Source organism: Pedobacter nyackensis, from assembly GCF_900176505.1.
GTDB classification, from domain to species: Bacteria; Bacteroidota; Bacteroidia; order Sphingobacteriales; family Sphingobacteriaceae; genus Pedobacter; species Pedobacter nyackensis.
The window spans coordinates 61,077-74,870 of sequence record NZ_FWYB01000006.1; the positions used below are offsets into that span (position 1 = coordinate 61,077).

A 13,794-nucleotide genomic window follows, 5' to 3' on the forward strand; every position below is an offset into this window, starting at 1 on the left:
CCTAATTCTTTTCTTTATCCAAAATTGTAAAGGCCTGTACTAACCTTGCACCTTTGTCGTCTACCAATGTAAGCGTATGCTTTCCCGCAGGTGGACTTACAGCGAGTTGATGATAAGTCGTTGTAGCAGCCACATATTCTCCATCAATATGCCAGTAAATCTTAGCGTCCGTATTTCGGTGCGTAGCGTTTAAAACCACTTTCCCACGACTGCCGTCAAACTCTACCGGCACATAAATACTTGCATTATTTTTAGGGTAAATCATTTCCATAACATATTGATTATCTTCCTCACTACAGCCCGGTTTAAAAGGGGGAAGCGACTTATAATCGCTATGTTTAATCCTGTAGTAATACTCCATCGCCGGTGGTAATATAAACCAGGGCAAATGCAACATGTCCGTCGGAGTTTCGCAGGCATCAGTAACCCTGTATGTAGCCGTTCCGTCTAAATGAACCAATTTATGGTAAGGACAAAGCGTAGTTTTTTCTCCTGCCGGCGATACCAATTCTTCTACTGCGTCTTTGCAATACTCACCCGCTTTATAGCCACTTTGTCTGCATACCCGCATTTTCTTTAACTTATTCAAAGGCGTTTTAAACCATTTACTGTTTGGCAGCTGCTTAAATATATCAAACATTACCGGAGCGGCAGCATCAATGCCGGTAAGCCCAGGTCTGCCTTCACCATCAGCATTACCAACCCAAACACACACCACGTAATCAGGTGTCAAACCTATTGCCCAGGCATCTCTGAAACCGAAGCTTGTTCCGGTTTTCCAGGCTAGTCTTTGTGAAGACGAAAATTGTTCCCACAAACCTTCTTCCCCCGGTCGCATCAACTCTTCCATAGCATTAAAGGTATTCCATATGGAAGCATGGTCTATTACTGAGTTTATTTGTACATCATATTGATAAAGGCGATCCTGTTGCTCAGGGCTCATTCCAGTATCGTTTCTGATGTAACTCGGTGCATCATAATCATGTGGATTATACTTGCCTTTATAATCATTAAAATGATTTAATGTGCGCGCCATACCCAGGTAGGTTTTTGCCAGATCCCACATGGTTACCTCGCTACCACCCAGAATCAGCGACAAGCCATAATGATCCGCAGACTTATTCAACGTACTGAAACCAAACTTTTTTAAACGATCATAAAATCGCTGATACTTATAGTTTTGCAACATCTTAACTGAAGGAATATTTAAGGATCTGCTCAGCGCTTTGTCGGCTGGTATCGCTCCGTCATAACCCAGGTCGTAGTTTTGTGGTGAGTAGCCACCAATCTGGGTTGGAATATCCGCGATCAGCGTTTTTGGTAAGATGAATCCATCATTTAACATACTTGCATAGAGCAAGGGTTTTAAAGTACTACCCGGACTTCGGGCTGCCCTGATCATGTCGACATGACTTTCAAGCTCCTTGTTTTCTGGCTGATAAATATTACCTACATAAGCCGCCACTGTTCCATCTTTTACATCGAGTATCAATGCCGAAATGTTGTTGATGTCGTTTGCGCGATAACGATTATTATACCTTTTAAGCAGGGCAGCCACTTTCAACTGCAGGTCGTAATTAAGTGTTGAAATCACCCGTGTTTCCTTATTACCAAACTCAGTTTTAAAGCGATTGAGCAGGTGAGGAGCATTCTGTGGTAAAGCCTGAGGTTTCCCCGGAATAGGTTCCAGTTTGGACAAATTAGCTGTAGCCTGATCCAAAATCTTTAAGGTAGCAAGCTTGTCGAGCAAATCGTTTCGCTTTTTAATCAGTTTAACCGAGTTTTTACCAGGATGTACCAGGGAAGGACTATTTGGTAATACGGCCAGCGTGGCCATTTCTCCCCAGGAAAGGGCTTCCGGACTTCGGTTAAAATAACGCCATGAAGCCGCTTCTAAACCAACCACATTGCTTCCAAAAGGCGCGTTGGCAGCATACAGCTTCAAAATATCCGCTTTGGAATGTGTTATTTCCAGCCTTAACGACAATAACACTTCTATCAACTTTTGCCATACGGTGCGACTTTCTTTACGGGACAACCGGATTACCTGCATACTTAATGTACTTCCACCGCTAACCACGCTCTTAGCCCTCCAGTTTTGTCGCATTGCCCTGCTCATTGCCAGCATATCTACACCAGGATGATTGTAAAAGCGCTTGTCTTCAAAAGCCACAATACACTGTGCAAACTTTTCGGGAATGGAATCCGCAACAGGAAAGCGCCATTGCCCATCTTTAGCAATAGATGCGCTTAGCAACTCACCATTAGATGCCTCTACAACATAAGAAGTAGGGCTAACGAATAATCTGGATGGTAAAGCGAACCAAAACCATAAAAGCAAGAACAGAAAAACTGCATCACTAATTAATAGTTTTGGTTCGTAATTTAATTTCTTCAGCATTATTTAATTACCTGCACCCATTTCCCTGCCTCAGTTGCACTTATGTTATTGTTATACATGGCTTCGCATTGTACAGCCGATAAATAATACCTACCAATATAAGATGCATTTAACAACACTTTGTAAGTCACCGTTTCATGTTCTCTCAGATTAAAATAGGTAAACACGCGGTCGTCCCTGATGTCTCTGTAAGTATAAGGGGAAGAAGCAATGATGCTTTCATTGTCATTTACTCTGGTGTTTATGATCTCCCAACCTGAAGGGAAGATCTGCGTTAAGGCCATCTGTTCATAATAACCCATTTTGCCAGGGTTTTTAACGACCACTTCAGCATAAAAATCAGTTCCTTGTTTCAGTGTTGAAGGATCTAGCGGCTTACCATTTAATAACTTATAACTAACACTCATATCCAGTATTTCAGGATTGTTGGGCAGGAAGTCATTTTGTCCGGCTGCCGGTTGTCCTTCCAAAATCAAGCGCACAAACAATACCCGATTACCGGTATTATTGATTGCAATGCCATTTCCAGCTTTAAATGTTAAAGCAGCACTGTTCAGGAACAGATTAGCATTTACTTTTCCGCTTTTCCCATCAATGGTGTAGCTGTATTGTAAGTTATTGGCAGCTGTATTGGCTCCGCAGAATTTAGCAACTGCCAGTAGACTATATGCAGTGGTCTGTGTGCTGTACCAATCATCCTTACCTAATTTAGTAGCTAGCGACTGGATCAGTTTAGCGCCTTCAGTTTTACGACCAAGTAAAGTTAAAGTCTCCAGTATCATTGCTTCATCTCTGATATCAGATCCATAAGTACCACCCAATTGGTTATAGGGTTTTACTTCTACAGTTAAACCTTTAATGAGGTTGTTAGCTGCATCCGATTGTCCAGCAAGCTTATAAGCTGCAGCCAATCGCCATTTAGCACTTGCAGACAGGTATTCAAAGGCTCTTAATCTGTTCATCGCTGCCATATCAGCTCTTTTTGCTAGCGCCAACACATATAACCTGTAAGATTGCGAAAGATCGCCGCCATAAAAATTGGTACTGTTAGGCGACCAGTTAGCGGCCTTAGATTTTAAATACCGCAACAACTCATCCAGCATACCGACAGGAGTGGTGTAACCGGCATTTTGTGCTTCAACAAGGAAATGACCTGCATAATTACTTCCCCATTCATCTGAGCTGCCTGCACCCGGCCAATAACCTAAACCACCATCAGTGGTCTGGAAGCCGCGCAGCTTGTTGATCCCTGCTTTTAAATTACGTTCTGTTTCTGCTTTCTGTTTTTCAGTTAATGCGGTAAGTTTATTCAAAAACAATTGAGGGAATACACCTGAAGTAATTTGCTCCACACAACCATGGGGATATTGCACCAGGTAACTTAAGCGTTTTTTTAGGTTGATCGGTGGGATAGAAGACACCTCTATACTACCCGAGTTAGTCCCCGCCATTCCTATCGGAAGATATTTTGTTCCCCAATTACGACCTGGCTCAATCACTGCTGAAGCTACATTGGTTACAAATGGATTCGGATTACGAATATCCAGCTCTACATCATAGCTTGTTTTTTCAGCGCCACTTTGGGCTATCAGTTTTATTTTAGCAATTCCGGTCATTTCAGGCGCTTGAACCTCAAAGTAAGCCATTTGCTCACCTGGTTGTTTAAAGTTCAACCGAACAGCTTTACTGCCCACCACCTGCAAGTTCTGCATCTGTAGCTGTACTGTAACATTTTTCAGATGATTTTCTGTGGCAAATACGGTAGTAGGAAGCGTAAAACGCTCACCCGGCCCAATCACTCTTGGCACCGTAGCAAGCAACATCAGTGGCTTCTTAACTTGTACAGTCTTTTCAGCTTTACCATAGGCACCATCCTGACCAGCTACAACCATTGCTCTAACCGCACCGATATATTGTGGTAGCTTAAACTTATGTGTTTGAGAGCCACCTTTACTCAAGGCAAATGGGCCTAAATATTTTACTACAGGTACAAAACGATTTGCTTTAGCCGGATTTAGGTTTTTGTTTACACTACCATCACCACCAATACTAAGAATACGCTCCAGATTACCACCCCAGGCGCCCAGGACATAATCAAACAGATCCCATGTTTTTACTCCCAAGCCTTCACGAGCATAGAATACAGCATGAGGGTCAGGCGTTTTAAACCTCGTTAAATCAAGTAAACCTTCGTCTACAATAGCGATGGTATAAGTCATCGCTTTACCGTTTTGCTCCGAAACAGTAATACTACTTTCTGTTTCAGGACGTAACTTATCGGCCATTTTAATTACCGGTTTCAATATCGTTTGCGGATCTTCAACCATTAAAGGAATAGCACCATACATGCGGATTGGCAAATCATTTACCGTTTGCGCATGCGGTTGTAATAAAGTAACATTGGCAAACACGTTAGGGGCCATTTCCTTTTCTGCCTTAAACTTAAACTGTGTTTGTCCTTTCTTCGTATCTGTCCAGAATGTTTTTAATACCTTACTACCATTCTCTATAGAGATCAACGCGCGACCACCATCACCTGATGGAATTGTAAGTATAACTTCCTCACCAACCTGAAATTTGGTTTTATTGGCGGTGAAGGAAAGCATAGAAGCTTCGGTAGGGTTGCTGCCTTGTTCACGTTGTGCCCAGCCTGGCCAGTCGATATATACCGACTGGCCAGTTACATGACCACCGTTTTCATCTCTGATCAGGATCAGGTAACGACCCCATTCCGGTTCGTCAATTCTAAATTTCCAGTTTCCTTTACCATTAGACAAGCTAACATTTTCCTTTTGAATCAACTTATTATACGAGTTCTGGGTGAAATTGGCATATGAGTTCTCATTGTCTTGTTCCCACCACCAGCGCCATTGCACTTTGTAGAGTTCTACAGTTACATTTTTACCGCCTTGCAACAGCTTACCATCGCGATCTACATTCACAATGTCAAGTTTGTGATTTTGCCCCGTAAGCAACATTCCGCTTAATTTATCGCCCTCAGGTGTTTTAATTCCGTAATAGTCGCTATAAACATGGTAAGGGATGCTGAAATTGTCAATGCTAAAGTTACCACCGGCTTCGAACACCTTAGTGGTGAAATTGGCTTTAAGCACACCCGGGACACTATTGTTTTCGTTTAAATTGGTATTTACTGTAGCAGTACCATTCTCATCTAAAGTTCCTTCAAATATGGTTTTTACCTGCGACTGAAAAGCTACAGTCGGATTATCAAAGGTGTAAGCTTCGAACCCTTTAAAAGTAGTTTGCATGGTATTCAGGTTCACATCTACTTTAGCTTTAAGATGCTTACCTACAGCACCAAATAGCCAGGCTGCCGAAAGGGTAGCAGTAGAAGGGCCACCCGAGCCAAGATATGTGCGGTTACCGATATCGAAATTGATCTTCAGCCTGTTCGGCATAACGGTTTCAATTTTAATCGTTTTGGTAAATGTAGCGCCACCTGCTTTGACCTTTACCAGCCAGTTTCCGGTTGGTGAGGTATTTTCAGTAGCAGTTTTAAATGCATAAAATCCATTTAAAGGCTTACCGTTGATGTTGCGCTTGATCAGCTGTCCCTGAGGATTATATAGTTCAAAAGTAACCGGATATCCACCAGGAAGTTTCTTTAATTTATCCTCAAGTACAAAGGACAAGAACACAGAATCACCCGGACGCCAAACGCCACGTTCACCATAAATAAATCCTTTTAGTCCATTCTGCACTACGTCGCCGCCTACATCAAATCTGCTTAACGGAAGCGAGTTCCCATCATCCAGCTTTAAATAAGCACGTTCCTTTCCATTTTTTGCAACCAGCAAGTATGGCTTTCTTTTCAAATCAAATGAAGCCATACCGTCGCCATCGGTTGTTACCGTATGGATAACCTGACGCTGGTAATCCAGCAACTCCAAGGTTACACCGCTTAGCGTTTTTGCAGTCAGCAAATCCGTTGCAACGATGATCATGCTATTGTCGTTTCCTCGCTTAGCAATCAATCCAATATTCGAAGCCATTAAATTCCGGCTTGCCCAACGTTCGTTGGTATAATAGGATGGGGTACAAGGATTATCGCGATCTTCCCACCTGTAATTGTTTGGATAATAACTGTTATATCGTTCCCAAAATTCATCATCCTCGTCAATTTTCTCTCCGTAACTGCCATACTCATTGTCACCATCACGCTCCGAATCCGATAATTCTGCGCATTTATAGACGTTGTACTCTCTTCTAAAACCAATAGTAATGCGATACATAGCACCCGGTTCAGTACGAATAATCTTGTCCAGATCCAGTGTGAAACGATGTTTTTTATGAAGGTCAAGGGCTTTATCTTCATCCAGCCTGATGGTTTTCTGAATAACAGGCTTACCTACACGACGCAATTCATTACCATCTTTGTAGTTATTGGTTTGAAAGAATTGAGGGATGTTATTTTCATAAACCTTGATGATCGTTACATCTACCGCCTTTAGATTGACAGCCTCGAATGGCAACACCAGTTTGCCTGAATTAGGAATGATGGTACCGCTGCCGGCTATAACCACCGATGGTAGTTTATTCTCGAACACGATATTGGCTGTTTTTCCGGCCAAAAGTTTTTTCCCGTTAATATTTTCTATGCCTTCATTAACATTTAGCGCATAGTTACCTTCCAGTGTATTTGGTGAATAGATTTTAATCTGGCTCGCATCAATAGTAAAACGCAGGTCAGATAACCCTGATAATGAAACCAGACCTGTTAAATCCTGTCCAACATTTATAGGCTCCGAAAATTGTACCAGCGCGAAATCTTCAAGATCCTGAACGGCAAGGATATTTAATATCTTAAATACACCAACTGCCGGGACGATGACACTTTCTTCCCCCTTACTTTCGGCACCGATAGGCTCGCCTGACCAAACCAGGTCTAGTTTGGTTTCAGCTTTGGTCTTTTTGATGCTATCCACTGTAAAAGTAGAAGTGTTTTTTGCAGGATCATGCTGCCATTTCACCTTAAGAGACTGTGGATAATCTACCTTTAAACTCTTTTCAATCAGTTTAACATCCTCCTGATCTGAAGTGGTAATTTCACCACTTAGCTTCATATAGTCCAATGAAGTGTTGTTCTGCGAAACAAGTCCCTTTTGTGTTAAATGCATTCCAGGATTTATCACCCTGAAATCAAATTCGAATGTTTCAAGACCTTCTTCAGTGTCAGTAACTTTATTTAAGTTGAAAGTAGCCTCATAGGTTTCTCCAGGTTTCAAACTTTCTTCAGGTCTGAATTCCACAGTCTGGGCATCAATCCAAAAAGCTTTACCTTTTACAGAAGGAGAGAAGCTAAACAAATCTCTGCTGTCAGCCACACCAACATCATTCATTGTTTTTACCTGGTTAGCCAGGTGCACACGAATAAAACTCTTCTTTGAAACGGTTCCAGAGGTGTAGGCCTCAATGTATTTGGAATATTGTTGATTATAGTCTTTTGGCTTGTCTTTTTTAAAAAAGAAGTAAGCGCCAATACCAATCAGAGGAACAATAAGCGCAGTAATGAGCATATTTCTGTTCCGCTGAAAAAAGGAATGAGAGTTGTTTTTCATGTTTTCGTACAATTCTTTTAATAGATAGGTACGAAAATTAACAAAAATGATTTGGAACGGAAATTATTGTTATCAACAACCCTACTTAATCATGACGCCAGGCATATCTACCAGCGGCACATGGATCAGGTTTTCATCAACGATGCTTTCAGGAAGGAAAATGAATTTTTTATCGTAAATCACACCATCAATATAGTAGCTCAACCAATATTCATTAGTTAAACCGAAAACCTCAGGGTCTATAGCTTCAACACCGGCAAAAGACTTAGGTTTTAAATCACCTACAAAATGGCGTAAAACGGATGTTTTAACCATTTTACCATCTTTTTCACCGTATCCTTTAGAACTAATCAGTACATTACTTAGGGCAATATCTTTCATGTTTACCACGTAAACAGTCCAATTTTTAACCTCTGGTGTCTCGCCGATCAGCACGACAGCCATTGCAACGTCTTCAACTATATTTTCAGGAAGATCCTTTTTCATTATTTATTAGTTTACATGCTTCGCCATCCTATTGGATTATGGGAACCTGAAAAAAATCAGGATGACGAAGCATATATATGCTTAATCTTGGTTAACTACTTTTTAGCTGCAGCCTTTTTTGCCGGGGCTTTCTTTTTAACTGCAGTTTTAGTTCCCGCAGCCTTCTTAGCACTTGCTTTTTTAGGCTCAAATGCGTTAGGAACCTGCTCGATAATCAGTTTTTTAACCTCTTCCAAAGAAATTGAAGCCAACTCTTCAGGGGTATACTTATCATTGGTAGCAGGGTTTTTACGCAGTTTCAGCATTTCTTTGCCAAAACGGATAAATGGTCCCCATCTGCCGTTTTCAATAGCTATTTTCTCAGCTGTCCATTGCTGGATAAACCTGTTTGCTTCTTTTTCAATTTTCTTGCCAATCAGTTCCTCAATATCAGTTTGAGAAAGTTTGTCGAAATTATAAGCTTTAGGCACATTGATAAACAGATCATTCCATTTAATAAATGGACCAAAGCGACCTGTTCCTTTTGTAACAGGCATCTCCTGAAAATGTGCCACAGGCGCATCAGCCGTAATTTTTTCACCAATAATCTCTATTGCACGTGCCTGATCGACAGACAAAGGCTCTTCGTTTTTAGGTATAGAAATGTAAGTTTCACCCCATTTCACATATGGACCGAAACGACCTACACCAACAGAAACCTCTTTACCTTGATAATCTTCAAGCTGGAATGGTAATTTAAACTGCTCTAAAGCTTCATTTAAGGTGACAGTCCCAACCGATTGTGATTTAGCTAAACTCGCATAGCGCGGCTTCTCTTCATCATCATTTTCTCCAATTTGCACTAATGGACCAAAACGACCAACTTTAGTATATACGTTCTTACCCGTAGTAGGATCAACACCTAATAAACGCTCACCATTTGCACGGTCGGCAGTCTCCAATGTTGTTTCTACTTCCTGATGGAAAGGTGTATAGAAGGAGTGAAGCATCTTTGTCCATTCCTGTAAACCTTGCGCAATCTCATCAAATTCCTTCTCTACATTGGCTGTAAAGTTAAAATCAACAATATCTTTAAAGTGTTCTACCAGGAAGTCGTTAACTACCTCACCTATATCTGTAGGGAATAGTTTTGCTTTCTCTGCTCCAGTAATTTCTGTTTTTGTTCTCTTGGTTACTGTGCCATTCGCAAGCTCAATAGTTCCAAAACTACGCTGGCGACCGTCGCGATCTTCCTTAACCACATAACCGCGGTTTTGGATGGTAGAGATGGTAGGCGCATACGTAGATGGTCGACCGATGCCCAATTCTTCCAGTTTCTTAACCAACGAAGCCTCTGTATAACGTGCCGGCGGTCTTGAGAAACGCTCCGTAGCATTCATTACCTTTAAAGTAAGCTCCTGTCCACGTGAAAGTGGCGGCAACATACCAGTAGCTTCCGAATCTTCTGCCTCATCTTCGTCTGATGATTCCAGATATACCTTTAAAAATCCGTCAAACTTCAATACTTCCCCTTCAGCAATTAAATGCTCCTTGCGGGTACTAATAGCAATCTGAGCGGTTGTTTTTTCAAACAAAGCCTCGCTCATTTGCGATGCGATGGCACGTTTCCAGATCAATTCATATAAGCGCTGCTCTGAACTGTCGCCAGGTACGGTATGGTGATTGAAATAAGTAGGGCGGATGGCTTCGTGAGCTTCCTGTGCACCTGCAGATTTCGTTTTATAAGTTCTTGGCTGGTGATATTTATCGCCATAAGCCGTTTTAATTTCAGCGGCTGCAGCCTGTAAAGCTGTTTCAGAAAGGTTTACCGAATCCGTTCTCATATAAGTGATTCGTCCACTTTCATACAGTCTTTGTGCGATCTGCATGGTTCTGCTTACGGAGTAACCTAACTTGCGCGAAGCTTCCTGCTGTAAAGTAGAAGTGGTAAATGGCGCTGCAGGATTACGTTTTGCAGGCTTAGTTTCTAAGCTATCTACAGAAAAACCTGCACCCACACAGTCGTTAAGGAACTTTTCAGCATCAGCTTCTTTTTCAAAACGCTGTGGCAGCTCTGCTTTAACCAACTCTCTTGCGTTTCCGGTAGAGAACTCAGCAGTGATTTTATATGCAGCAGAAGCATTAAATTTATTTACCTCACGCTCTCTGTCGACGATTAAACGAACGGCTACAGATTGTACACGTCCGGCCGACAGGGATGGTTTAATTTTTTTCCATAATACTGGTGAGAGCTCAAACCCCACCAATCTATCTAACACACGTCTGGCTTGTTGTGCATTTACCAGATTGTAATCTATAGATCGTGGTGTTTCTATTGCTTTTAATATAGCCGGTTTAGTGATCTCATGAAAAACAATACGTTTAGTCTTGCTTTCTTTAAGTCCTAATGTTTCAAATAAATGCCATGATATGGCTTCTCCCTCGCGGTCCTCATCGGATGCGAGCCATACCATTTCTGCGTCTTTAGCTAACTTCTTAAGTTCAGCAACTACCTGCTTCTTATCAGATGGAACTTCATAGGTTTGGGCAAAATTATTGGATATATCTATACCCATATCTCCTTTAACCAGGTCTCGGATATGCCCGTAACTTGATTTTACAAGGAAATCCTTGCCTAAATACCCTTCTATGGTTTTAGCTTTCGCAGGTGACTCAACTATTAGTAAATTCTTCGCCATTCAGACCGTTTTTCTGCAAATAAAGCTATAAATAAGGCTAATTTCAAAATTCGACAGAATTTTATAATAAATTTATTTGTAAATGGCTCATTTAATCCCAGATATAGTAAGAATTAACCTTGTAACAATATTGATTTATTTAGCCTAACGGGCAAATAAGTAATTTTATAAAAAAAATCGGCCAGTTTAGGTGTAATTAGAAAACCCACGGCCTGATTGCTATAATAATCAATAGTTACCTTTAAAATTGCTGGGAGGTATCGAGGGATTTACTGAGGCCTTTCCGGAACTAAGGGCCCCATCAAGGCCCCGCCAACGCCCCAGCAATGCCCCGGCAAGGCTCCCGCAATCATCGTCTGCACAGCGCCATATTTTACCTTGTAATTATAGTTTGGTAAATTATTTGTACCTAAATTCGTAGGTATCATTAAAAACCCTAAATCATGAATACATTATTAATATTGCTGAGTTTATTCTTTACGCCTCCGGCCCAATCTATTTACGATTTTTCGTTTAAAACCATTGATGGTAAGGAGATAAAGCTTTCTAAGTTCAAAGGCAAAAAGATCCTGATTGTAAACACGGCATCCAAGTGTGGCTATACACCACAGTATGAAGATCTCGAGAAATTACAGAAGCAATATGGTAAAAATGTGGTATTGATTGGTTTTCCGGCAGGAAATTTTGGCGGACAGGAACTCGCTACCAATAGCGAAATCAAAGAATTTTGTACGGGTAAATTCAATGTTACCTTTCTTTTAGCCGAAAAAAGCAGTGTAAAAGGAAACGACATTACACCTTTGTTTAAATACCTCACTACAGCTGAGAACCCTGATTTCACCGGAGATATCAACTGGAATTTCGAAAAATTCCTGATCAATGAAAAAGGACAATTGGTGCACCGCTTCCGTTCTAAAGTAAAACCCTTGGATGAAGCCATCACAAAGAAATTGTAATTCATGACATTCCGTTTGAAACGTTCGCTGGCGGCTTTAACGGTAGCTGCCAGTTCACTACTGCTTTCCTGTTCATCCAATTACCAATTGGTAAAAGCCAACAGAGCTGAGTATGCCATCAATAAGGATGTAGCAGCAGATAGCGCAGTGATCAACACTTACTTACCTTATAAAAAACAGTTAGATGCTGAAATGAATCAAGTTATAGGTCATTCAGCGGTGCTGATGGTTAAAAGCAACGATTTTCCTGAAAGCTTACTGAGTAATTTTTTCTCGGATGCTGTTCTGCAACAAGCACTGAAATCCGATCCTACAATTGATTTCTCCATGCCTTCTACAAAGGGGGGAATAAGGGTAGATGTGCCAAAAGGGGATATCAGATTATCGAATATATTTGAGCTGATGCCCTTTGAAAATGAATTGATTGCCTTTACTTTAAAAGGTACCGATGTGCAACAATTGCTGAATTTCATCGCAACGACTAATGGCCAGCCTGTTGCTGGCTTGCGCATGAAAATCGTGGATAAAAAGCCGGTAGACGTGCAGATTAAAGGTCAACCCTTTGATCCACAGAAAACCTATCGGGTGCTGACTTCCGATTACATAGCAGGTGGGGGCGACAATGCCCTTGGCTTTAAAAACCCCATTGAGAAGAAAGTCATTGGTTTAAAAGTGCGCGATGCACTGATCAATTATGTGAAAGATACTCAGGCAGCCGGAAAAACCATTAACCCTAAATTGGATGGAAGAATTACTAAAAATTAACCGTAGAAACTTTATAAGAACGGGAGGGATAGCTGCTGCTGCAACAGCATTCAGTTTAAGCTCGCTGGACGCATTAGCAGCCGGCGATGTAGTGAAACTAACCATTCTGCATACCAACGACGTACATAGCCGCATAGAGCCTTTCCCAATGGACGGTTCAAGAAACCAGGGATTAGGTGGTACAGCAAGACGTTCGGCGTTGATTAAGCAGATCAGAGCAAAGGAACAAAATGTACTTTTACTTGATGCTGGAGATATCTTTCAGGGCACTCCTTATTTTAATAAATATGGGGGAGAGCTGGAGATCAAATTGATGACCGCTATGGGTTATGACGCCGCAACGATGGGGAATCATGATTTCGACAATGGCCTGGAAGGCTTCCATAAGCAGTTGCCACATGCAAATTTTTCCATTTTATGTAGCAATTACGATTTTTCAAACACCTTATTGAAAGGCGCAACACAGCCTTACAAAGTGTTTAAAAAAGGTGGTTTAAAGATTGGCGTATTCGGAATTGGGATTGAATTGAAAGGCTTAGTTGAAGGAAAAAATTATGGTGATACGGTATTTATTGACCCTGTTGTAAAGGCCAATGAAATAGCCGATTTACTAAAGAATGATTTGAAGTGTCATCTGGTAATCTGCTTATCTCATTTGGGTTATAAATATGCTTCTGGCAAAGTTTCTGATCAGGTATTGGCTAAAAACAACAAAAACATAGACCTGATTATAGGCGGCCATACACATACTTTTATGGATCAGCCTGAAGATGTACAGAATTTAAGCGGACGCATTACCTCAATCAATCAGGTTGGTTTTGCAGGTATTAATCTGGGTAGAGTAGATTATTACTTTGAAAGACATAAAGGGAAGCGGATTAAAACCGCCTCACCTTATTTAATATCGAATAATTTAGAGATTGATTAGG

At 41.2% G+C, this 13,794-nt stretch carries 8 protein-coding genes; 3 read left to right on the forward strand and 5 right to left on the reverse strand.

All coding sequences use genetic code 11. The features are described from left to right. Position 1: 1 nt before the first annotated feature. The 5 genes from pbpC to B9A18_RS25160 all read right to left on the reverse strand — a co-directional run bounded on the left by pbpC (position 2) and on the right by B9A18_RS25160 (position 11,572). Complete coding sequence (gene pbpC / locus B9A18_RS12495) at positions 2-2,401, reverse strand: penicillin-binding protein 1C (protein WP_084289658.1); 2,400 nt, start codon at positions 2,399-2,401, stop codon at positions 2-4. Beyond that, positions 2,401-7,980 (reverse strand): alpha-2-macroglobulin family protein, encoded by a 5,580-nt coding sequence (locus tag B9A18_RS12500; protein WP_084289659.1) that lies wholly within the window; start codon positions 7,978-7,980, stop codon positions 2,401-2,403. The genes pbpC and B9A18_RS12500 overlap by 1 nt, the downstream gene beginning before the upstream one ends. 81 nt (positions 7,981-8,061) lie before the next feature. After that, the gene (locus tag B9A18_RS12505; protein ID WP_084289660.1) at positions 8,062-8,466 is read right to left on the reverse strand and encodes a hypothetical protein; all 405 of its coding nucleotides are present in this window, start codon (positions 8,464-8,466) and stop codon (positions 8,062-8,064) included. A 95-nt stretch (positions 8,467-8,561) separates the two neighbouring features. Next, on the reverse strand, positions 8,562-11,144 hold the full coding sequence (topA, locus tag B9A18_RS12510; RefSeq protein ID WP_084289661.1) for a type I DNA topoisomerase: 2,583 nt from the start codon (positions 11,142-11,144) through the stop codon (positions 8,562-8,564). Positions 11,145-11,413: 269 nt separating this feature from the next. Next, positions 11,414-11,572, reverse strand: coding sequence for a hypothetical protein (locus tag B9A18_RS25160; RefSeq protein ID WP_159452657.1), 159 nt, complete (start codon positions 11,570-11,572; stop codon positions 11,414-11,416). Positions 11,573-11,587: 15 nt separating this feature from the next. Here B9A18_RS25160 and B9A18_RS12515 point away from each other — a divergent pair, with 15 nt between their 5' ends. From B9A18_RS12515 to B9A18_RS12525, 3 genes are read left to right on the forward strand one after another with little or no spacing between them, the layout of a single operon-like run. Next, positions 11,588-12,100, forward strand: a complete 513-nt coding sequence (locus B9A18_RS12515; RefSeq protein ID WP_084289662.1) for a glutathione peroxidase — start codon at positions 11,588-11,590, stop codon at positions 12,098-12,100. Between the two features lie 3 nt (positions 12,101-12,103). Continuing rightward, a complete protein-coding gene (locus tag B9A18_RS12520) occupies positions 12,104-12,865 on the forward strand; it encodes a 5'-nucleotidase C-terminal domain-containing protein (protein ID WP_084289663.1) in 762 nt (253 codons plus the stop codon). After that, positions 12,843-13,793: a bifunctional metallophosphatase/5'-nucleotidase gene (locus B9A18_RS12525; protein ID WP_084289664.1), complete on the forward strand. Its 951-nt coding sequence runs from the start codon at positions 12,843-12,845 to the stop codon at positions 13,791-13,793. The genes B9A18_RS12520 and B9A18_RS12525 overlap by 23 nt, the downstream gene beginning before the upstream one ends. Position 13,794 lies beyond the last annotated feature (1 nt).

Excerpts from the sequence above, each read along its gene's own strand:
- pbpC (WP_084289658.1), bottom strand. The coding sequence starts at position 2,401 with ATGCTGAAGAAATTAAATTACGAACCAAAACTATTAATTAGTGATGCA.
- B9A18_RS12515 (WP_084289662.1), top strand. The coding sequence starts at position 11,588 with ATGAATACATTATTAATATTGCTGAGTTTATTCTTTACGCCTCCGGCC.
- B9A18_RS12500 (WP_084289659.1), bottom strand. The coding sequence starts at position 7,980 with ATGAAAAACAACTCTCATTCCTTTTTTCAGCGGAACAGAAATATGCTC.
- B9A18_RS12525 (WP_084289664.1), top strand. The coding sequence starts at position 12,843 with ATGGAAGAATTACTAAAAATTAACCGTAGAAACTTTATAAGAACGGGA.
- B9A18_RS25160 (WP_159452657.1), bottom strand. The coding sequence starts at position 11,572 with ATGATACCTACGAATTTAGGTACAAATAATTTACCAAACTATAATTAC.
- B9A18_RS12505 (WP_084289660.1), bottom strand. The coding sequence starts at position 8,466 with ATGAAAAAGGATCTTCCTGAAAATATAGTTGAAGACGTTGCAATGGCT.
- topA (WP_084289661.1), bottom strand. The coding sequence starts at position 11,144 with ATGGCGAAGAATTTACTAATAGTTGAGTCACCTGCGAAAGCTAAAACC.
- B9A18_RS12520 (WP_084289663.1), top strand. The coding sequence starts at position 12,104 with ATGACATTCCGTTTGAAACGTTCGCTGGCGGCTTTAACGGTAGCTGCC.